The organism is Methylomonas sp. BW4-1 (assembly GCF_052474385.1).
The window spans coordinates 1,582,851-1,604,435 of the sequence record NZ_CP184125.1 but is presented as its reverse complement, the minus strand read 5'-3'; the positions used below and the strand labels follow the sequence as shown (position 1 = coordinate 1,604,435).

General features: G+C 43.6%; 15 protein-coding genes and 1 pseudogene. 4 read left to right on the top strand and 12 right to left on the bottom strand.

From position 1 onward, the window contains the following. Window positions 1–8: 8 nt before the first annotated feature. Complete coding sequence (locus ACH5Y9_RS07360) at window positions 9–1,202, bottom strand: PepSY-associated TM helix domain-containing protein (RefSeq protein WP_445369116.1); 1,194 nt, start codon at window positions 1,200–1,202, stop codon at window positions 9–11. 197 nt (window positions 1,203–1,399) lie between these two features. Here ACH5Y9_RS07360 and cysC point away from each other — a divergent pair, with 197 nt between their 5' ends. After that, complete coding sequence (cysC, locus tag ACH5Y9_RS07355) at window positions 1,400–2,023, top strand: adenylyl-sulfate kinase (RefSeq protein ID WP_445369115.1); 624 nt, start codon at window positions 1,400–1,402, stop codon at window positions 2,021–2,023. A 140-nt stretch (window positions 2,024–2,163) separates the two neighbouring features. On the opposite strand, the gene ACH5Y9_RS07350 is transcribed toward cysC, so the two are convergent. The 4 genes from ACH5Y9_RS07350 to ACH5Y9_RS07335 all read right to left on the bottom strand — a co-directional run bounded on the left by ACH5Y9_RS07350 (window position 2,164) and on the right by ACH5Y9_RS07335 (window position 7,289). Continuing rightward, window positions 2,164–2,961: a FecR family protein gene (locus ACH5Y9_RS07350; protein ID WP_445369114.1), complete on the bottom strand. Its 798-nt coding sequence runs from the start codon at window positions 2,959–2,961 to the stop codon at window positions 2,164–2,166. Between the two features lie 31 nt (window positions 2,962–2,992). Continuing rightward, window positions 2,993–3,079, bottom strand: a complete 87-nt coding sequence (locus tag ACH5Y9_RS07345; RefSeq protein ID WP_445369877.1) for a DUF4880 domain-containing protein — start codon at window positions 3,077–3,079, stop codon at window positions 2,993–2,995. 127 nt (window positions 3,080–3,206) lie between these two features. Then, window positions 3,207–5,588: a penicillin acylase family protein gene (locus ACH5Y9_RS07340; RefSeq protein WP_445369113.1), complete on the bottom strand. Its 2,382-nt coding sequence runs from the start codon at window positions 5,586–5,588 to the stop codon at window positions 3,207–3,209. A gap of 15 nt (window positions 5,589–5,603) precedes the next feature. After that, window positions 5,604–7,289, bottom strand: coding sequence for a cyclic peptide export ABC transporter (locus ACH5Y9_RS07335; RefSeq protein ID WP_445369112.1), 1,686 nt, complete (start codon window positions 7,287–7,289; stop codon window positions 5,604–5,606). Between the two features lie 784 nt (window positions 7,290–8,073). Here ACH5Y9_RS07335 and ACH5Y9_RS07330 point away from each other — a divergent pair. Continuing rightward, complete coding sequence (locus ACH5Y9_RS07330; protein ID WP_445369111.1) at window positions 8,074–8,586, top strand: RNA polymerase sigma factor; 513 nt, start codon at window positions 8,074–8,076, stop codon at window positions 8,584–8,586. Window positions 8,587–8,680: 94 nt separating this feature from the next. Further along, window positions 8,681–8,899 carry an MbtH family protein gene (locus tag ACH5Y9_RS07325; protein WP_445369110.1) on the top strand — a complete coding sequence of 73 codons (219 nt, stop codon included), beginning with the start codon at window positions 8,681–8,683 and terminating at the stop codon, window positions 8,897–8,899. Between the two features lie 113 nt (window positions 8,900–9,012). Here the strand turns inward: ACH5Y9_RS07325 and ACH5Y9_RS07320 are convergent, their stop codons facing one another. From ACH5Y9_RS07320 to ACH5Y9_RS07290, 7 genes are all read right to left on the bottom strand, one after another. Then, window positions 9,013–10,053 (bottom strand): IS481 family transposase, encoded by a 1,041-nt coding sequence (locus tag ACH5Y9_RS07320; protein WP_445367679.1) that lies wholly within the window; start codon window positions 10,051–10,053, stop codon window positions 9,013–9,015. Window positions 10,054–10,162: 109 nt separating this feature from the next. Continuing rightward, the gene (locus ACH5Y9_RS07315) at window positions 10,163–10,849 is read right to left on the bottom strand and encodes a 4'-phosphopantetheinyl transferase family protein (RefSeq protein ID WP_445369109.1); all 687 of its coding nucleotides are present in this window, start codon (window positions 10,847–10,849) and stop codon (window positions 10,163–10,165) included. Window positions 10,850–10,851: 2 nt separating this feature from the next. Continuing rightward, the gene (locus ACH5Y9_RS07310; protein WP_445369108.1) at window positions 10,852–12,855 is read right to left on the bottom strand and encodes a carbamoyltransferase family protein; all 2,004 of its coding nucleotides are present in this window, start codon (window positions 12,853–12,855) and stop codon (window positions 10,852–10,854) included. Window positions 12,856–12,959: 104 nt separating this feature from the next. Continuing rightward, window positions 12,960–14,303, bottom strand: coding sequence for a glycosyltransferase (locus tag ACH5Y9_RS07305; protein ID WP_445369107.1), 1,344 nt, complete (start codon window positions 14,301–14,303; stop codon window positions 12,960–12,962). Window positions 14,304–14,590: 287 nt separating this feature from the next. Next, complete coding sequence (locus ACH5Y9_RS07300; RefSeq protein WP_445369106.1) at window positions 14,591–15,931, bottom strand: nucleotide disphospho-sugar-binding domain-containing protein; 1,341 nt, start codon at window positions 15,929–15,931, stop codon at window positions 14,591–14,593. A 70-nt stretch (window positions 15,932–16,001) separates the two neighbouring features. Then, the gene (locus ACH5Y9_RS07295; RefSeq protein WP_445369105.1) at window positions 16,002–17,177 is read right to left on the bottom strand and encodes a PepSY-associated TM helix domain-containing protein; all 1,176 of its coding nucleotides are present in this window, start codon (window positions 17,175–17,177) and stop codon (window positions 16,002–16,004) included. Between the two features lie 73 nt (window positions 17,178–17,250). Next, a complete protein-coding gene (locus ACH5Y9_RS07290; RefSeq protein ID WP_445369104.1) occupies window positions 17,251–19,692 on the bottom strand; it encodes a TonB-dependent siderophore receptor in 2,442 nt (813 codons plus the stop codon). 581 nt (window positions 19,693–20,273) lie between these two features. Between ACH5Y9_RS07290 and ACH5Y9_RS07285 the strand changes: the two are divergent. Beyond that, window positions 20,274–21,567 (top strand): annotated as a pseudogene (locus tag ACH5Y9_RS07285) (IS5 family transposase); the annotation flags it as partial. Window positions 21,568–21,585: the final 18 nt, after the last annotated feature.

The following is a 21,585-nucleotide window of genomic DNA, read 5'->3' as shown; positions in this document are numbered from 1 at the left end:
TATCGACATTAACGGCGTTTCTTCGACCAGATGACGACGCCTGTCACCGATAACATCACAATCACCAAGCCCAAGAAACAAACAAACAGTCTATACGGTAGGCCAAAAACGTTAGCCATATGCAAAGCCATTAGCCAGGACGTGATGGTGTTGCCGTTATATTGGCCGGAGGGGAGCAGCAACATTTTTTGTTGTCCACTATTCGCATCGATCACCACTCGCGTTTGACCTTCATGATCTTGAATATCAAGGCTGCTGCGTACGCAATAGACGTAGAACCCTTTGGCAGGGTTGAGCCAAAGGGCCACAGGCACTTCGATTTGGAAATCGTGTTCCGCAGCGGCGCGGCTTAGGGCTTGATGACCCAAGCGATAGGCCTCGCGTAAATCGATTGCAGGATGAACTAAGGGTTTAGGTAAATCTTCAATTTCAGTCCAGGGTTGGTGATAATCACTAACTGATTGCATGACCTTTTGATAAACAGTGTCACCCAAGTTCATGTAGACGCTTGACCAAGCAAATACTAATAAAGCCAACCATAGCCACAGTCCGCCAGCGCGGTGCAAATCGTAATTGATTCGAACAGATGAACCACGCCATTTGATCAGCCAAGCACGCCCCCAGCGTTGCGAAAACGATGAGGCAGTGGACGTACTGTTTTGAACGACAAACACTTTGGCCGGTAAAGTTAGGTAAAAACCAACAAAACAGTCGATTGTCCAAACCAAGGCGGTGATGCCTAAAATCCACATGCCGACCTCATCCAATGCCAGGTTGAAGTGCAGCTTATAGAGAAAAGGCAGGAGATTGGTCATACCCTCAGAAATCGCTCCCCAACGACGCCGACCCAATTCATATCCAGTGTAAGGATCAAGAATCAGTTGATCGTAATTCAGCTCGAAAGATTGACCAGTTAGCTCATTTTGTAACGGTGATACCGAAAATTGTACGGCAGACGCACTCATCCATAATGATTGCACACTTGCCTGTGGCTCAATGTATTCATTAGCGTTGTCGATGAGGGCGTCAAATGGGAGAGGCGTGCGACCGGTAGCTGAAACATACAAATGGGGGTTGAAAGCGCCATCCAGTTCTTTGTAAAACGTCAGCAAACTACCGGTCAATCCTACAACGACTAAGAAAATGGTCATCGCTAAACCGGTATAGCGATGAACAAGCACCCATACTGGGCGGATCTTCATAAAAACTCCAAAATCTTTATCTGTTAAATAAGCTGTAATCCATATTAAAGAGAAGACGATTTAGTCATGAAAATACCGCCTACTGACTTTATAAATTCAATGCTGAGTAACTTTAGGGCAATAATCGTCTCCGTTATAAAGCACAGCGTTAGCGGCTTACATCATTTCTCACAACACTATTGTTTGGATTTCTGAGCATGGAATATGGCAAAAACATTGTCTGGCATCATTCTCAAATATCACGATCACACCGGGAAGCCCTGAACGGGCATCGGTCGGTCATTTTGTGGTTCACGGGGTTGTCTGGAGCAGGGAAGTCAACCCTAGCGCACGCTGTAGAGGCTCGGTTGCATCAGCGAAGTTGCCGCACGTTTGTATTGGATGGGGATAACATCCGCCACGGTCTTTCGAAAGATTTAGGCTTTGAAGACGCTGATAGACGAGAAAATATCCGCCGCATTGCGGAGGTGGCCAAGTTAATGCTTGAAGCAGGAAATATCACCCTAACGGCGTTCATTTCGCCTTTCAGATTAGAAAGAGAACTGGCCCGATGTACCGTGGCGGAAGGGGATTTTATAGAAATTTACTGCAACTGTGATTTGACTGTTTGTGAACAACGAGACGTCAAAGGGCTCTATCGAAAGGCAAGACTCGGTGAAATAGCGCACTTCACCGGTATTTCATCCCCCTACGAGCCACCAGAAAACCCGGAGATAGTGGTTGATACCGATCAGATGAGCATTGAGGAATGTTTAGCCCACATAATCACTTGCAAAAAATGGGCATTTTGTCTCCCATTCCAGTCTTATCAAAAGCCTTAAAACGGTCATCGACAAAATGACTAAGCGGGGAATACCGATGTACACTATTGACCTGGCGTTTTCGCTGTCAACACATTACCCCATACTGAAAACTAAGGTGGCGAAGACTTAGGTGCACTCTGAATCAAAAAGAGAATGGCTTAACCCACAATAACTACCCAGTCGGTAACATAAGTCATTTTGAGATCCATGGTTCTTTGCAATACTTTTAGCATATCGTGGGAGTCTCTAATACTTAGGCGACCGTTGACTTTTAGTTGCCGCAATGAATCATCTCTAAAGAAAACCATTCCTGGATGATACCGATTGATAGCATCAATAACCGATTCCAAGGTTTCATTTTCGTACGCCAAAAATCCGTTAATCCAAGAAGTAGCCAGTTTTGAATCCAATTTTTTAGGTTGACCGATCTTGGTGTCGTAAACGGCTACCATTTCATCCTCGCCCAACACAACAGGATCTTTCCAAATTTGATTGTCAGAGACTTCGACGCGACCGGAAAGTACTTTAATCTCGTCCCGCTCTTTTCGATGGTTAACAAAAAAGCGGGTGCCCAATACGCGCGTCGTTGAATGATCCGCATGGACTAAAAACGGGCGGCTGGGGTCGGGCTTTACATCAAAAAAAACCTCCCCCTTAAATAACTCAACAGATCGTTTGCCGTCTTTCATATTGACGGCGATCGCGCTGTCTGTGTTAAGCATGGCCGTGGAGCCATCCTCTAATAGAACAGTTTTACGTTCCCCGATGGCCGACGAATAATCCGCTTTGAATAAAATCCGCATTTGACCACTAAGCGATACTGCCAGTACCAAGCACGCGGCAAGAGCCAATGGCATTCTGGTATTGATATAACGCTTTTTAGAGTGCTTGGGGGCAATGCCATGTACTTTAGCGCTGATGCTTAGGCTTTTTAACAGATCCGTATCGCCCCACATGGCGCACACTTCATTAAAGGCGTCACGGTGCTCAGACCGCTAGATTAAGCCAATGTTCGAAAGATGTCCTATCCTCGTTATTTACGTTATCGGCGCGCAAACGGATAAACCATGCCACGGCCTGCTCGTCTATATTGTCGTTCAGATCGGAGTCCAAAATATTCTACAGATAGTGAGTTAAAAAACGGTTTATCATTTTAACGAATTCTAATTTCATTGATTCAGTTATATCATCGTCTGCCAGGTTATTCCGGTTTTAACACCAATTTATGTTGGGATTTGCCAGTCATTAATGGCATTGGTAAGCCTTCTACCCAAAAAGATTGCTGATCCTTGTAATAACCAGATAGTGGATGCCCGGATTGTCCGCCCGGCATATGTAAAATGCCTTCAGAAAGGTGACCAGGGGATACCACCAATCGTTCGCTCGCCCCAAAATCAGGGCCCGTTACCCTCACACAGAATCCACCGCATCCAGCTAACGATTGATGAGGCATATCTAACACAGAGGACAGTAAAGGCACTGCCTTTGAGAAAGGGTGAGTGTGACCGACGATGTTCTGTTTGCCCCAGGTTAGATCAGTCAGGCTGACATCGGGATGACGAGACATTACCGTTGACGCGCTAATCGCCAATTGCGCCAGAATAAATTGATCCCACGTTTTATGCTGAGCTGCTTCCGGCAACAATTGCGCCGGCTTTTCCTTTAACAATGCTTGCAAAGGTGTGTCGACATAATTCCAGTTATAAACAAAATTTTTGTCGGCTTGCTTGCTTGCAGTTAAAAATGGCGTGAAGACTGAATCAATCAGTTGCTTGCGAAATTCAATCAATATTGGTAATCCCAAACTTGCAATATCAGCTCTACCGTTCCAACTTATCAAATAATCCCGTAACGCGATTAATTCGGGCTGTTGCGCTAAAACGTCTGGAGACAATGCTTTCAATGCTAGTTGTTGGTAATACTCATAAAATTCAGTTTGGGTATCTTGTTGAAGATTGAACAATGACCATTCACTATGGGCTGCCGCTTGCTTGAGTCGTTGATTGATACGGTAGGCTCGGTAACCATTAACGAATTGATGACCAATGACGAATGGAAAGTCTGCAGCGAATCGCCGATCATTGGCCGACACTAAAAAGCCTTCCGTGGGATCAACGGATTGCGGTATTTCATCGGGTCGAACATACTCCTGCCAACCCGTTTTACCATCGGCCCATGAATGACTGATTGCCCCATCACCACCAAAACGACGAGGAATCTTACCTGTCAATGTCCAGGCAATGTGCCCACGCTCGTCTGCCAATAACACGTTCAACTGTGGTCCGCCAGCGCGTTTAGCAATAGCCAACGACTCCTCAAGGGATGTGCTTCCTTCCAAATCCGCAATACCGATATTTACCGCATCCGTATCTAAAGCCACCCAATGAATAGCAACCGGCTGCCCCAATAACGGTTGCGCCGCGACCGGCCCCCATTGCGTTTCTCTAATCGTCAGTGCTTTGGGCTCTGCGTTTTTGATCTGTATCGTTTCATGCCGTTCTTGGAAGTCTTGCCAATGATCGCCAACTCGGTATTGCCCGGCGTTGTCAGGATTAATTTCTAGTTTGACCAAATCCAAAAAGTCTCCGCTGAGATTGGTTACTCCCCAAGCCACATGCTGGTTACTGCCTGAAACAAGAAAGGGAGTGCCAGGCAAATTCAGCCCAACTGCCCGTACCTCGGGATATTGAAGCTCAACGCGGTACCAAATGTTCGGAACACTAATCCCCAGATGCATATCATTTGCCAGTATCGCCCGACCATCGCTTGTTTTGCTGCCACTAACTGCCCAGGCATTGGAGCCTGCTAGCTTTTCATCGGGAGCCTTAGCTAAGCTTCGCAAACTAGGTGTATTTCCTGCCAGCAGTGTTTGCATGGCAGGCACGGGAATGCTTCGCGGCGGCCTGAGGGATTTGGTGTATCCCATCAAGTCGTCTGTAAACCGGTCACTATCCGGTGTCAAGAATGCCAAGACATCAGGTGGTAAGGTCTGATCCATAATACTAAGCGTCCGTTCGCTATGCTCAGCCCAAGCGGTCAAGTTTTCAAACATCCCTAATACAACCAGTAAGCAATCTTCAGCCTGCCATGGCTCAGGCTGGTAACCCAGCACTTTAAATTCGAAGGGTAGAGCAGGGTTTTGCTGCAGATAGCTGTTGATGCCCTCCGCATATGCCTCTAAATATTGACGATGTATTGCAGCCTGCTTGGATAAAATTTGCTGAGCCCTGGCGTTGAAACCATAGGTTCTCGATTGTATGTCTCTCTTTAGTGCCATTTCGCCGAATAGCTCCGCCAAACGTCCAGCGCTTTTACGCCGCATCAAATCCATTTGAAATAGCCGATCACGAGCTGTGACATAACCTAAAGCGCGCGCAGCATCGAGTCGGCTACTAGCACTAATTAGCGGAATACCGTAAGAATCCGTGTCAACACTGACTGATGAAGACAGCTTGGTCAATTTGAATTCGCCGTCCAGCGCTGGCAGTGATTGCAAGCACCAGCGATAACCAAAGCCACCAGCAACAACGAATAATACAATTGAGCCAAGCCCAATACTCAGCCATTTTTTAGGTTTAGCCATGGTCGCTCACCCGCATCACGAAATTGAGGTTTCAGTTTGAGCCGAACGCAGCCAGTCAGCGCTTATTGCTGCGTGTTCGGGGAGCCCCTGAGGGTATTCAATCGCCGCAATATTGCCTTCATCGAGCTTGATACATCGATCAGCCAAATAGAAATACTTTTCATCGTGGGTAATCGCCAAAACCGTTTTGCCGCGTGCTTTTAGCGCAGGCAACAGCTCGGTGTAGAACAAATGTTTGAATTCCGGATCTTGATCGGCAGCCCATTCGTCAAACACGTAAAAGGGCCGGTCCTCCAAATAAGCCACCAGCAATGCCAGACGTTTACGTTGCCCCTGGGATAGGCTCACTGAAGAAAACTGACCATTGACGATCTCGACCTTATGATTAAGATGTAAACGCTGTAAATAATCATCCATGGCACTGCGATGCTGTTCCGCATCAACACCATACAACTCGTCAAATAGATAAAAGTCAGAAAAAATGACTGAAAAGTTTTGCATATAAGCATCACGATTGCCCGCATCAACAGGGCAGCTGTTCCAGGAAATCATGCCGCGCTCAGGATGATAAAGACCGATCAACAACATTGCCAATGTCGTTTTGCCGCTGCCATTGCCACCCACGAGAAAGACCAACTCCCCCGGATGAAATTCAAGATCTATTGGGCCTAATGTGAAATTCCGGTTTTCCTTTTCACGATGAAAGCTATGGGTAACGCCGGTAAGGGTCAACGACGTAAAGCTCTTCTGTACTGCTAATTTGGACAGACGTTGAGCAGGGCTGTGTTCAACCAGTTTTTCATCTAATTTCAGGAGGCTATCTAACGAAACCTTCGCTCGACTGAAAGCAGGTAAGCTACCCGTCACAATAGTAAGCGGGGACATCATGAATAAAAACACTAAAACATAGCCGCTGATGATTTCTTGCGTCAGGGTTTGCCAAATTGGAAAGGCGTACAAAATCGCCCCAATGGTCAGATAATAGAGTAATTGCACCCATTGATTTATCCACAAGTAGGCGACCGTCGCACGAAAAGCATGCTGTCTGTAGGCTTCAGCACTATTGGAAAGCGATTGGGACACAAACGCTTCGCTTCTACGGCGATGAAGCTTTAACTCGCGAACTCCTTCGGTCAACGCAGTGAATCCTCGGCTGAGCACATCGTATTCGTCGCGTGCATTGCGGACAGACCTCATGGGAATTTCATTGAAAAAATTAAAGGTCGTCACGCCAAACAAAATGATTCCGGCAAGAACCAGAGCCAATTGCCAAGACAGCCAGCTCAAATAAGTCATGCAGCCAATTAGGATGGCAATATTAATACAGAGCACGGGAAAAAGTTCACTGGCGCTTGCTATAGCAGTAACATCTTCAGTCAGATGGCTAAGCAACACCGATTTTCCCAATTTTTGCAAATTGGGATACGGCGCATTCAAAATTAGCCGGCTAATACGCAGCCGCAGGTCCCGGACCAACTGCGTGCTGAATTGATTCAACAAATAGTGCGATACCGTTCGACTGACCAATACCGTAAATGCTAATCCGGAGAACCACCAAATTGCATGTGCTATGTTTATTTGTCCAACTAAACTGGTATTGATAAACGCAATTAATGCAGCGTTACTCAGGCCGCTGATAACACCTGTCAGTAACACACCAGCAATAGTGATCCATGAAGAGCGCCATAAAAAAAGCAGCATAGTGACTCCGTTATATAGCTAAATCAGTTGACAGAGCGTAATTGTTACAAAAACACCTACTAATATTGAATACGACGAACTGCCAAGCAGTTTTGCATTGCCTAAAATAAATGCTCAGTTTATAGCAGACAGTAGGTTCCGATCATTCCGTCATGGTTACAGTAACCAAGTTGAATAATAAGAACTTGTTTCCATGATTGGATTTTCGCATACATACCATTTAGAAGACGCCGTGAGCGTGAAAAAACCCCAGCCATATTCGTTGATCAGATACGCTGTTGACAATATGGCTTTTGAATTCAGCATATTACGCAATGCCCTCAAAATATATCAAATCAAGCAATCTATGCTATGCGCGGTGGCGCTACTTAGTAGCCGTAATAACCCACTCACTCTTAGGGTCCAAAGCTTTTATTAGCACTGAAAGTTGAATGCGGCTTATCTGGGTTAAACCTAGAGAAGCAAGTTAATGGTAATAACTAAACTGTGTTATATGCCTCGCATGAATCGGGCATTACACTTATCCGCTCGCCAAACTTATCATGCATATATATGCAAATTATTGATACTCATTAATATTAACAATGGGCCTAATTATTGCTGCTATCAATAGACTATTTTTTTCATTTTGATGCAAAGCTTCCACTTAAAAGATTACCGCTGTTAACCCTGGAACATTATGAAATTCACATACGCTTAGGCCTAACAATCTAGCCATGTCACCCTTTGCAGCCCATGTCAATGCAGTTGACTAAGTTGCAAAATAACCAATAGGAAATTGAACATGAATTTTGAGTCTGTGTACATCAACCATCAATCGGAGCTACAACTTCATTTATCACGTATTGTTGATTGCCCGGATATCGCCGCAGAACTTGTTCAAGAATGTTTCATTATATTTTCCAGGGAAGCTCGCAAGCAGATTATCGAACACCCCCGAGGCTTCCTATTTCAAACAGCTAAAAACCTAGCTTATGACCATATCAAACACCGTAAAGTCATTGAGAAACACCTAAACAACACAGACCCTACACAGACTGTTTGTGACGAACTACCTTCAACAGAGCACTTGGCAATCGTCAATGAAAAACTGTCGATTTTTTCCAATATCGTTGACGAACTACCAGATCGTGCCAGAGAAGCCTTTATTCTGAATCGCGTCTACGGCATGACATATGCCGAAATTGCCATTGAAATGAATATTTCCGATAGCGCCGTCGAAAAACTTTTAGCTAGGGCGCTATTGCATTGTCGGAAACAATTCAAAATTCATCAGGCTGAATTCAGCAACGACTGAGGATAAATAAGCTTTAGTTCGTCTTCTTAATTGAAGATTTTAATATGTAAAGCACGCAGCTTTACTTTTTTGCACCTGAACCACGGAGAAAGAGATGAGTTGGGACGAGGAAGACACCACGATTTATCAGGTCGTTGTCAACGACGAAGAGCAGTACTCCATCTGGCCGGACTATAAAGACATTCCCGGTGGCTGGCGGGCCATTGGCCCGAAAGGCCCTAAACAAGAATGCTTGGACTATATCAAAGAGGTCTGGACGGATATGCGCCCGCTAAGCTTACGGAAACATATGCAGCAAGCCGGATTGAATTAATTTTTTTTAAAAGCGGTAAATGGACGTGCCGCGACTTGAGATAATGCATTTCCTTATTTGTATTAGCTCAGACCTGATCTGACAGTTACCGTTTTTGCGGGGTGTCTGTCAGATTAGATTTGGTTCAGATTTTTTTGAGCCCAAATCTGTTTTCCATCCAGCAAGGTATCCATCGGCGTTCTGCCGTTGCACATTTTGCCCTGATGAGTTCGGTCATTGTTGTAATAAACCAGCCATTCGTCCAGATCTTTTTGGAGTTCATCCAGGTCGCTATAGAGCTTTTTGCGGAACGTGACCTGATAGAACTCCTGCAAGATGGTCTTGTGGAAGCGTTCGCAAATCCCATTGGTTTGCGGCGACATGGCCTTGGTTTTGGTATGGTCGATGTCGTTGATCGCCAGGTATAGCTGATAATCATGCTGTTCGACCTTGCCACAATATTCTGTGCCGCGATCCGTCAGAATGCGTAGAACGGGTAATGCGTTGGCTTCGTAGAACGGCAATACTTTGTCATTCAGGATATCCGCTGCGGTAATGGGCGTTTTGGTTGTATACAACTTGCAGTGTGCGACTTTGCTATAAGTGTCCACGTAAGTCTGCTGGTATATCCGCCCAACCCCTTTGAGGTTGCCGACGTAAAAAGTATCCTGCGAACCCAGGTAACCGGGATGGGCTGTTTCGATTTCGCCGCAGGCTTGATCATCCTGCTGCTTTTTCTCCAACGCCGCAATCTGCGCATCGCTCAGCATTAACCCTTCGGCGGCTACCTTGGCTTCCAGTGCTTTAAGCCTCTTTTTAAAGTTCTCCAGGTCATGCCGTAACCAGATGGAGCGAACGCCGCTGCCGGATACGAATACTCCTTGTTTACGCAGTTCATTACTGGTTCGATGCTGTCCATGCGCTGGCCACTCAACCGCATAGGCTTTCACTGCCAGCTCAATGCTTTCATCGACGCGATTCTTCAGATTCGGAGACCGGCGGTTTTTGTCGATTAAGGCATCGATACCACCTTCAGCTACCAGCTCTTGATAACGATAAAACGTATCGCGCGAGACACCCATCACCTTGCAGGCTCTGGAGACGTTATTCAGTTCTTGGGCTAAATTTAACAGCCCCGCTTTGTGTTTAATGATCGGATTGTTTGTATGGATCATGAGAGTTACCTTTTGTGTTTTGTGTAAGGATTCGACACCCCTATCAAAACCGGTAACTCTCATCTTTTCAAGTCGATGTGTCAGATCAAGTCGTGACTAATACACCTTATTAGAAGAGGCGTTTGTAATTTATTGCAGGTGTATTCCGAGATTGGGCCGTTATAGCCCCACTCAAGCCGTGAGGCAATTCTAGATCGGTCAAGCTCCAACTTCCCGGCAAACCAAATCCGACTGGTAGAGATCGGAATCGACTAGCTCCTTTCAACGAAGTCTCTACGAGCGAAACATCTAGCCCTAGGCCTAGGCCGACAGCTTTTGTGAAGCTCTCTTTCCTGACCCATTGTCGATAAAAAAATGCCTGCCTTTTATCCACTGACAACTCTTGCCAAAACCGTCGCTCAGATTCAGAAAAGCATAAATCAAGCACACCTTCATAATCGACATTATACGCCCATTTCTCGACATCAACACCGATCTCAACATCGCTACTGACGCCTAACAGCATATAACTATCGGAATGGGACAAATTAAATTTTAGGTTATCAGACCTATCGGCGACCACAAAAGGCTTTCCTTGAGATTGTGTGGCAAACACGATTTTGTCTGGCGGAAGATGCAGATAACTTGCCAAAATCAGTCGAAGCATACCGTGGCTGATTATAAAGCGCTTGCGATCAACTCTTTTAACAAATCGCTGAGCCCTCGCTCGCTCGTCGAAACCCAGACTATCCCAGAAATTGGAAAAACAATATTCGCAATTGTGCAACGGCTCAAACCAAATATCAACAAAACACACCTTTAAGCCACTAAGTTCCCTGGATATAATATAATCAACCGGTCAGACCACAAACTCAACAACTCTTCAAAAACCTGATTTTGCTGTTCATCCCCAAGTCCGAGATCAGTCATCAACTGCTGAAGCGTACGCAAACCGTCAGACTGTTGCAAAACTTGGTACCAAACATCAGAAAGCGGGTAGCACCGAGAAGCGTCATAATTCCACGTTAGGAAATGGCTAAAGCCACGCTCGGTATAACTAATATATCGGTCTTCCCGCTTTAAAACTGCCGCTTTCGGCAAACTGACTATAAGCGTTGCTAATTGCTCATTGCTCCAGTCTTTCTTAGTGACTAAGTAATCGCCAACGACAAGATAATTCAGACCCGAAGTCAAATAACAAACTATAGCATCATCAATACTATCGACAATCGGCTCGGCGTTGTTATTGAACGACGTATTCAGCAGAATTGGAATACCGGTCTTGCGGCCGAAAGTCTCTATCAGCTCCCAATACCGTGGATTATCGTTCTTGTTGACCGTCTGCAAGCGGGCACTGCCGTCCACATGAGTGATAGCCGGCAATTGCTCTCGCCATTCCGGCCTGACATTCAACACGAAGGACATAAACGGAAACACGTCTTGTTTGCCGGGCACCTCGAAAAAGTCCCGTACCCGTTCGACCAACACCGAAGGCGCGAACGGCCGGTAACTTTCGCGCATTTTGATCATCGCATTGATGGTTTCTTTATGTGATCCAACACGAGGATCAGCAATAATACTGCGGTTACCCAATGCTCTAGGCCCAAATTCCGAACGACCTTGCACCCATCCGATTACCGCGCCGCCGATAATCAAATTCGACACCTGTTCGGAACGTTGCTCCATTTTTTCAATCGATACAAACCCTTGCCAGGGGGTAAGAATATCCGGCACTTCAATATCGTCAATCAGTGTTCCCCAATACGCATGAGTGATATTTTTATAGGGCAGATTAGGTTGCAGCTGGTGTGCAACATACGCGGCCGCTCCATAGGCACATCCTGAATCGCCGGCAAACGAAGGTACAAAAACCTCTTCGAATAAACCTGAATAAAGAATCTTTCCGTTCATGCTACTGTTTTGACCGACGCCACCACTAATTACCAAGCGGGTGTGGCCGGTCAATTTTTGATAATGACGGAGCACGTGGAAAACAATAGCCTCCAGTGTATCTTGTAATGCCGCCGCTATATCCATGTGAATTTGGGTAAATGGTGCATCTTTACTACGAGGATTAAGTATATTAAACAGCTCCGTTATTCTTTCTCTATGCAGCGAATAATCGCCACTAGGTAACAAAGTATATAATCGTTTGAATTCCTCTTTGTAAGTCTCGCTGGCCCCATAAGGAGACAAGCCCATGACCTTATATTCATCAAAGTGGCTATAACCAAGAAATCGTATAACTTCCCAGTAGAGAAGCCCTAATGAATCACTCGCCGGCTTACTCAATAAATAATCAAATCTTTTATTTCTAACATCAATGACATTAGTTGCCACTTCATCTCCGAGTCCGTCTATGGTCAACACTAAACTATCACTGAATCCTGACATATAATAAGCTGTGGCAGCATGCGTAGTGTGGTGATCTACGAACACAAGCTGGTTTTCTTTTAAGCAAAACTCAAACTCACGAAAAAATAAATGCTCGAAAAGCTTGTGAGGGCTTCCTATCTCAATCAATGATGGATTATTTAATTGTTCTTGCTTTAATATTCTGTTCAAAACATCCTGATTAAAATAGACAACAATGCGGTCAATATCTGCTAAGCTTTTATTTGCTTCCTCTAAGCAAAACTGTACAGATAATACCCAAATTTTATTGGTATGCTTTATACGAATTAATCTCTCCTCTTCAATGCCGGCAATAACAGTTCCGTCTTGAATTATTACCGATGCCGTATCATGGTATGCATTTTTAGAAAGCCCAAAGCTCGAATCAAATACCGAATCGGCGCCGCCGTTTAAACCTAGAATAAGCATTAGACCTCCATAAATAATATATAAAACAGCTCAATTTTTTTGGGTTCGTGATAAAAAATAGAAAGTATATACTTGCCAAGTAAGCCCGATAACTCTGGAATATTTTATTGATCTATAAATTCTTCTATTAACTTAAGACTAGGCCTCTCTTCTTCAGTTTTTATAAAGGATTTTTGCATCAAACGTACTTGTTCGATATATTTAGTATTAGTGGTTACTTCGGTTATGAGTTCCTGGAGATTATTAACATTGATTGTCTTAAAGTCACCTTTTAAGCCTAAACCGTGATAGGTTATTCTTGCTACATTGCCCGGCTGGTCAAACCATAAAGGAAAAACTATCATTGGAACACCAAAAAATATACACTCCTTAATAGAGTTAGGTCCACCATGGGTAATCATTAATGATGCTTTTTTTAATATTTCTAATTGTGGCGCATGATTAACAATAATTACATTAGAGGCGACGTTATTAAAATATTTTGTATCAGAATTATTTCCAATTGATAGTATCCAGTTCCATGTTGGCCAATTATTTGACACTTCTATAACTGTGCGAAAAAATTTTTCACAATCGTTTTTTGCCAGTAGAGGGAGAGTGCCAAGCGCCACATACACTATAGGTCGTGACTCAGCAACTCTATTCCAAGGAAAATGCGATTGTTCTCTATGTAAATCAACTGAGGCTTCTACATAATATCTTCCTTCTTTTTTAGAGATAGGATATTCAAAACTAGGAGGACAAAGAACTAACTCCGGCAGCTTCAGTTGAGGGTTAGGCATGTCAGTCCAAAAACAAATATCAGTGTACGAATAATTACAATATTTAGCGATTTTTTTTATTTGACTTGGTGGTAGTATATTTAAACCATTCCGAGTCAAATAGGTTTCGTGTTGAATCCGCTTGTATCTATATATTAGCCATGAAAAAATTATTTTGATTGGCGACCACGGTGATTGGTTTGGAGATAAGTCACATTGGACAGGAGGTGTTATACAGTTAACCCTCCCTCCCAGTACACTAAAAGAATAAATTGACTTAATCTTCATTTTATGAAACATTAGCGCCCATATAATTGAATCAACTCCCGAGGTGGATATTAAAACTATATCAGGATTTATTTCCCGCACAGTCATTTCAAGCTCGCCCCCTCCCCCCGCAACGAGATAATTGATGAAATTATGGAAATGATTGGCAAGCTCTTTTGCAGATTCAAGATTAAAATCTTGAGATGTCGCTTTTAAAAAGACATTATCAAACCAGCCCTTGGGAAACCATCGCTCATAAACTGAAAAAAATTTAAACCCATTTGCATATATAGTAGGCTTGCAATCTGCAATGCCAAGATAACTGATGATATGACCTTTATCTCTCAGATTCCGGGCTAGTAGCAAGCTCGAGTTAATAGTACTCACTATCGGTGGATAGCAAAAAACAATGTTGGCCATGTAAAATTACAATAAAATTGTATAGTCAATATTTATTTCAAGTTCAGACAGTTTAATTTTTTATTTTAAATAATAAAAAAGAAAGACTGGGATAAATAGGAGTTAAAATATTAGCAGCAGAATAATTAGACCATAATTTATTAGATCAATTGCTTACCGGTTCAGTATATTAATATTTCAGGCATACTCGTCGTGACACAAGATGTCAACCATCAATCGATTAATCTTGATCATTGGAGCAAATCAATCAACTGCCTTACTAACCAAAGAAAAATGCAGTCTATAATTTAAAAACAGAATGTATTGATTATACTACTTCCTGCTTTTAATCTCTCAGCTTCTTCGAATTTTTTTTGCATAATTTTTATTTGCATTCTGTAATATGGATTTTCTTGTATTTGCATAATCATAAAAGCTAATATAGAAGTAGTTAACTTATTCATACTTCCCTTTAAACCCAACCCTTGATATGCGACCCTTGCGGCATTCCCATAATTGTCAAAAGCTAAAGGAAAAACTATCATCGGGACGCCAAACCAAATACACTCCTTAATAGTGTTTGTACCACCATGATTAATCATGATTGCCGTTTTTTCTAACACTTTTAACTGCGGCGCAGTTTTGACCAAAACAACATTCTTTGATATATCAAAGAAATTTTTATCATCCAACTGATCTCCCACAGCCACAATCCAACTCCATTCCTGATGTTGCTTTGCAGTATCAAGGATTATCTGAAAGAAAGCTATTCGTTCTGGCTTACTGAGACAGTTTAACGACCCTAATGCACAGTAAATTAGAGGTTTACCTGTATCAACCCGTTCCCAGGAAAAAGACGGTTGTTTACGATGCAAATCAATAGATGCGCCAGCATAATAGCGCCCAACTCGTTCTATATCATAAAAATCGAATTCTTTTGGACATAGCACTATTTCGGGCAGTTTTAATTTTGGCGCCAACATGTCTGTAGATATGTCAATTAATTTAATTGGATATTTATAATGCTTACAAAGCTTTGCCAGGCCTGTTTTAACGCTTAATTGTGACTTTAAAACTGATGAGTAAATAAAATCCGTTGCAAGCCTCTTAAATAAATATTTTTTCCATGCCAGAATTATTTTTAATTTCTCAACAATTGACTCACCAGGAATAATATCTGTGGTAATTGGTGGCACCCGAATTGACTGAGTTCCGCACAATGTATCATGCAAGTAAATTGTATTTATGCCAGTCGTGTATGAAAGTAACGCCCAAATAAAAGAGTCGTAATGTGTAGCAACCACCACCATTATTTTTGGGTTTAATTTCTGAATAGCATCATAAAACTCTTTGTCCTCGCCGGCGATAAGAGCGTCAAGGAATGTCTCAATATGTTTTATATTTCTTCTACGCTGACCTATTTTATGCCAAAAAAAAAGTGATTCTTTTTCTTTGATTTGCTCTCCGTCAGGAAACCAGCTCTCAAATAAAGGAATAAAGTTAAAGTCGCTGATCGGTATAAATCTTTTACAGCGGCTTAATCCCAAGAAATAAATATCATGTCCTAGTAATTTTAATTCTCTAGCTGTTTTTAAGCTTGCATTGACAGATCCTGCTATGGGGTGAACAAAAAATATAATTGCAGCCATCAACGCCTCCGATTGCATATTAACTTAACTTACTGTTTATTAGACTAAAAACCAACATTATGCATTATCATTACATAGTGGGCTTCCTGTTCCTTTTACTCTTCTGACGCCACCTGACAACACCAGTGACATAAAGGGATAATGGAACTAGTCCTGCTATTAAAATGATGACTTGCCCCGTAACTCCGACAGCCTCGCCAGTGTGTAATGGATAAAGCCATTTAACTAAAATATCGCCCACGCTTTGCGTATTTCTATCCTGAACATGAACGATTTTTCCACTATATTGATCTATCCAAAGTCGGCGATAAGAATGTTTTTGGTTAGGATCATCAATTTCCCGTTTATGCACAAGATAAACATCTTGCTCGTTTTGCGGAAAGTCAATCCGTCGATACTCCCCATCTGGAAATTGAGTATCAGTAATGGCCATAATCTGAGAAAATCTAATCGACTCTTTATTATGATTTGGTACAACGCTAAGAAAAACGGGCCAAGGCTGAGAGACGGGGGAAAATACGTTAATCAACATACGACCGTATTCCGGAAAAATTAAATACACACCCGATAAAATCAAAAAGAGAAGAACAATTACGCTATAAAAACCAAAAGTCTTATGCAAATCGAAAGTTAATCGTTCAACGCTCGCGTTTTTCTTGATTGTCAGTGCGTTTCTAAATTTACCGGGGGTGGGCCACCACAAAATTAAGCCTGTCAAAACAGAAAACAATAAACCCAAGCCTATAAAACCCACGATATTCATCCCTGCTTTCGCCAGACCCAATGAATAATGCAAGCGCAAAATAAAATCCTTAAACGGATCACGCCATATCCGTTCAAAATCGATTAGTAGACGCTGCCCAGTTACTTCTGCCGTATAGGGATTGATAAAAATTTGATGCCTTTCCAGATAGCTTGCATTGGGTGATGGTTGTTCAAACCACAGTGCAAACGCAAGTCCGTCGCGTCGCGGGAAATCAAGGCTTATCGCTTTGCCAACGCTCGGCAAGGCACCAATACCCGATGCGACAATCTTATCGATTGGCTGGTAACTTTCACGCCCGGTTTCAACGGAAACGGTCATAAGTTTAGAATTGAGCCACTCGTCTAATGGAAGTTCAAATGCTAACAAACTTCCAGTTAAGCCAATAATTACGAAGATCGCCCCCGCAAATAGGCCAAGATACAAATGTAGTTTTAGCCAGAGTTTGCGGCGACTTTTGCGTGTCAGTTCCATTGCAGCCATTTAACTAAATTCACAGATTAAGCCTGAAAATTTCCCTTCTATTTAAGGCATGATTGTATTGGCAATTGGTTGGTTAAAACTCTACTCGAACCGATCCCATAAAAGTTCGGGGTGTTCCGATGGTGATAAAACTTCCACTATTAGTGCCTGCGTAGTAGTTTTTATCCAGCAAGTTATCAACATTGAATTGGGTCGTTACTTTTGTATTCCCAACTTTCATTTGGTAGCTCGCCATTAGGTTTGCTGTAACAAAGCCAGGCAACTCATAAGTATTTCCTGCGTTGCCTTCTTTTTGACCCTGCGCGATGGCTCCCGCACCGAACTTAAGTCCTCGCAAAGCACTGGTTTGAAATTCGTAAGTACTCCAGAAGCTTCCGGAATGTTTTGGAGCTAAAAATAATCTATTTCCCTGGTTACCAATTCCTCCTGTAGGATCAACATCTTTAGTTATTTTTGCAAAGGGTGTGTAAGCGTAAGTTGCGATAACATTCCAACCGGGAATGATTTCTCCCGTAGTATCAAACTCTATCCCCTTGCTTATAGCTTCGCCAATTGCACGGCCATTTCCATTGGGGTCTCCTGGAATTGCAGTAAAAAGATTCTGTTTAGTTAATTCGAAATAAGATACTGTCGTTCTTAACCTTCCATCCCAAAATTCGGTTTTAAAACCTGTTTCCCATTGTTGAGCACTTTCTGGTGGGAGCGAAGTTCCATCCGTATTAAATAAACTATTGGTGCCACCAAAGTTTTCGGTATAGCTTCCATAAAGTGAAAGCCAATTGACTGGCTGCCATAATAAACCACCACGAGGACTAATATGATCAACTGATTCGGTAACGCGTCCAAGAATATTGTTTATCCCTTCGGCATTGTCGTAACGAAGTCCACCAAGTGCATGAAAATGGTAGGGAAGCTCAATTTGGTCTTGAAAATACAAACCGTGCCAGGACTGGGTATATCCTTGATCATCCCGTTTCGTTAAAGCAGGGGATGCTGTTAAATAGACCGGGTTGAAAATATTAAATCCCGAAACCGATCCACCATATCTATTCGTTATCTGGTCATCGATAACAAAATAATCGTAGCCCCACAATAATTTATGCTTAAGCGCACCGGTTGAAATGTTTCCTATCAAATTAAGCGACGTAAAATATCGTTGCGATGCAGGTGTTGCATTGTTGAAATTGCGAGTAAGCAAACCATTAGCATTGGCTGCGCCAAAGTTTAAAGTTTTGCTTTCATTTTCCATGAATTCGGATGTAAACCGATGAGTTAATTTCCAGCTATCATTGAACTCATGTGACCAATTAAATCCAACCAGAACTCTATCGCCGACATTCTTATTGTTTAATGGCTCGTGTAGCGCCGTATCTAATGGAACATTCGCAGGACGATTACCTATTCGAGTGATACCCGGATCAGGCTGATCGTTGTAATGTTGATATTCAAGTTCAAGGGTCGCTTGTGTTCTCTCGCTGATATTCCATCTCACAACTGGGGCCACAAAAACCCGCTCCCCTTCAATAAAATCTCGGAAAGAGCCTGCGTTTTCATAGGACATATTAAGTCTATAGAGCAGCGTGTCGTCCTTTGTGATTGGTGCAGTCGCATCCAAGGTGGTTCGGTAGAAATCATATGACCCAAACTGTTGCTGTAGGGCATAGTACGGAGTTGTGAGAGGCTGTTTAGTGACGATATTTACAATCCCCCCCGGCTCTGCTCGACCAAACAATATAGATCCCGGCCCTTTGAGAACTTCCACTCGCTCTATATTGGTTGTGTCTCGCTTAGTTCCGGCGCTACCGCCGACAATGGTAGGAATTAAAACTCCGTCCCGGTAAGTAATATTATTTTGGAAACCTCTGATTTGGTAGCCATCTGTCGCGCCTTGATTAATTGCTCCAAGTGTTACCCCGCTAACGTTTTGCACCGCTTTGTCGATACGTGTCACTTGTTGGTCTTGCAGCACTTGCTTGGTCACTACCTGCACCGAGAACGGCGTTTCCATAATCGGTGTATCAGTCTTGGTGCCGGTAGTGGCGTTGGGCAAACGGTAATCCGAGTTATACGGATCCGTTGAATCATAAACCGCCTTGCCGACCACCTGTACCGCCGGCATAGCCGTAGCATCTCTCTCCTTTAAAGTAGGCACTTTTTCCACCGTAATCGAATTCCCCCCAGACACACGATAGCTCAACCCACTTCCTTTCAACAATTGTTGCAACGCTTGCTCCGCCGTATAGCTGCCTTTCAAACCGTTCGATTTCACATCGCTTGCTATCGCAGCCGGATAGCTGAGCTCCACATTGGCAGTTTCTGCCAATTTATTCAGTGCCGTGGATATGTCGCCGGCAGAAATGTTGAATTCGTAGATTTCACCGTTGCCGGCGCTATCTGCAAACACTGGTGAATTTGCTAATATGCACAGCAACGCGACCGTTTTTAAGGCATATGGTTGGTCATATCTTACTAACTTACCCAAATCGAGATAGTTGTGGTTCTTTATATGACGCATGCTGGCCCTCTTAATAATTGATATTGAATGTCCAGTGTCTTAAATATTAATTCGACAAGTTAATTTTTGAACCCTTCGCACCGGTTTATATAGCTAACAAGGACGAAAGGAATTTAAAACCTTAACAAGACTGTATTAATAGAACTGGGGGAATATTTGAAAAATAACGTTAAACGATACTCTTCTCAGCTAAGAAGACGATTGCTTGACGTATTTTCCCCACTCACTGTCGACACGGTATTGGAAGTACTGTCGCAAGCTGAGCAGGGGCAGAAACACTTGGCAAGAGAATGCCATTGTCTAGCGCCTATGGCGACCGGTAAAGTACGGGGGGGATTGCTGGGAAAATTCGCCGACCGAACGAATTTTTCGCAGTTTGAAGCATGAGCAACTCAACTACGAAAAATTCAAAACCCAAATCGCGGCAAAACTGAGCGTGATCGATTATTTAGTCGCCCCTGAAAAGCCTCAAATAAACTAGCAACCCATTGAATTACAACAAATATTAAAATAACAAGTCGGGTAATAATTGCAAGAAATGGGTAAAATAGTTATTAATTTCTTGCAAATTTTTATTCAAAATGAAGCCAAAATATCTAGAAAACAGCGGTCAAATTGATCTATTCAACACGCCATTGGCCGACCTGTTAAATACACTTTACCAACTGGCCAATCTGATCGATTGTAAGGTCCTGGACGATGCCTTTGGTGAGTTTATCACGGAGAATCAAGAGGCGCCCGCCTTGCCTACGCGACTGGTTGTCGGGCTCGATTACCTCAAACATGCGCTTGCACGTTCCGACGAAGCGGTCGTGGCGCAATGTCTGGAAAATCCGTACTGGCAATACTTTTGCGGCGAAGCGTATTTCCAACACCAGATGCCTTGGCACCCCACCTCGCTGACGTATTGGCGGAAACGGATCGGCGAAGCAGGCTGTGAATGGATGTTATCGGTGACGATCCAGGCGGGCGTAGACAGCAAGACCGTGAAGAAACAGGATTTTGAATCGGTGACAGTGGATAGCACGGTGCAAGAAAAAGCCGTCACCTATCCGACCGATGGTAAATTGTATGAGCGTTGCCGCCAACACCTGGTGCGCTTGGCCGAGCAGCATGAGATACCGCTAAGGCAGAACTATAATCGCAAGGCCCCGTATTTGCTACTAATGGCAAACCGCTACAGTCATGCCAAGCAAATGAAACGGAAACGGAAACGTAAAATGCTCAAACAATTGAAAACCCTGGTGGTCCGAGTATATCGAGACATCGAGCGTCAATTGGACAATCAATCCGATTTCGTCAAAGGTGCGTTTAAAGAGACGCTGGCGAAAACCCAACGGATTTTGAATCAACAACCGCAGGATAAAAACAAACTCTACAGTTTTCACGCGACGGAAGTGGAATGTATTGCCAAAGGCAAAGTCCACAAGAAATATGAATTCGGCGTCAAAGTAGGCATCACGGTGACCAATAAAAGCAATTTCGTACCGGGCGCTCGTAGCTTTCCCGGTAATCCCTATGATGGACACACCCTGGAATCCTGTCTGGAACAAGCAGAAATACTGAGCGGTACCCGCGCCTAAGAAGCGTTTGTGGACTTGGGGTATCGGGGTGTCAAGGTGCCCGGGGTCACGATTTACAAAGCCCGGCAAAAACGCGGCGTGGATACACGACGTCTCAAACGCGCACTCAAACGTCGCAACGCCATCGAACCGATCATTGGTCACCTGAAGAACGATGGGTTATTGGGGCGCAACTACCTGGAAGGCGAAGTGGGCGATGCGTTGCATGCCATCCTCTGTGGTGGGCCACAACATCCGTATGATCCTCAGGCGGTTGAGGCTTTTTTTGCCTCATTTTTGGCAACCGCTGCTCGGCTTTGGGGCGCATTTT

Bases quoted from the DNA above. Each gene is read 5' to 3' on its own strand.
- ACH5Y9_RS07330 (WP_445369111.1), top strand. From the start codon at position 8,074: ATGAATTTTGAGTCTGTGTACATCAACCATCAATCGGAGCTACAACTT.
- ACH5Y9_RS07360 (WP_445369116.1), bottom strand. From the start codon at position 1,202: ATGAAGATCCGCCCAGTATGGGTGCTTGTTCATCGCTATACCGGTTTA.
- ACH5Y9_RS07290 (WP_445369104.1), bottom strand. From the start codon at position 19,692: ATGCGTCATATAAAGAACCACAACTATCTCGATTTGGGTAAGTTAGTA.
- ACH5Y9_RS07350 (WP_445369114.1), bottom strand. From the start codon at position 2,961: ATGTGGGGCGATACGGATCTGTTAAAAAGCCTAAGCATCAGCGCTAAA.
- ACH5Y9_RS07310 (WP_445369108.1), bottom strand. From the start codon at position 12,855: ATGCTTATTCTAGGTTTAAACGGCGGCGCCGATTCGGTATTTGATTCG.
- ACH5Y9_RS07300 (WP_445369106.1), bottom strand. From the start codon at position 15,931: ATGGCTGCAATTATATTTTTTGTTCACCCCATAGCAGGATCTGTCAAT.
- cysC (WP_445369115.1), top strand. From the start codon at position 1,400: ATGGAATATGGCAAAAACATTGTCTGGCATCATTCTCAAATATCACGA.
- ACH5Y9_RS07335 (WP_445369112.1), bottom strand. From the start codon at position 7,289: ATGCTGCTTTTTTTATGGCGCTCTTCATGGATCACTATTGCTGGTGTG.
- ACH5Y9_RS07325 (WP_445369110.1), top strand. From the start codon at position 8,681: ATGAGTTGGGACGAGGAAGACACCACGATTTATCAGGTCGTTGTCAAC.
- ACH5Y9_RS07305 (WP_445369107.1), bottom strand. From the start codon at position 14,303: ATGGCCAACATTGTTTTTTGCTATCCACCGATAGTGAGTACTATTAAC.
- ACH5Y9_RS07340 (WP_445369113.1), bottom strand. From the start codon at position 5,588: ATGGCTAAACCTAAAAAATGGCTGAGTATTGGGCTTGGCTCAATTGTA.
- ACH5Y9_RS07295 (WP_445369105.1), bottom strand. From the start codon at position 17,177: ATGGCTGCAATGGAACTGACACGCAAAAGTCGCCGCAAACTCTGGCTA.
- ACH5Y9_RS07320 (WP_445367679.1), bottom strand. From the start codon at position 10,053: ATGATCCATACAAACAATCCGATCATTAAACACAAAGCGGGGCTGTTA.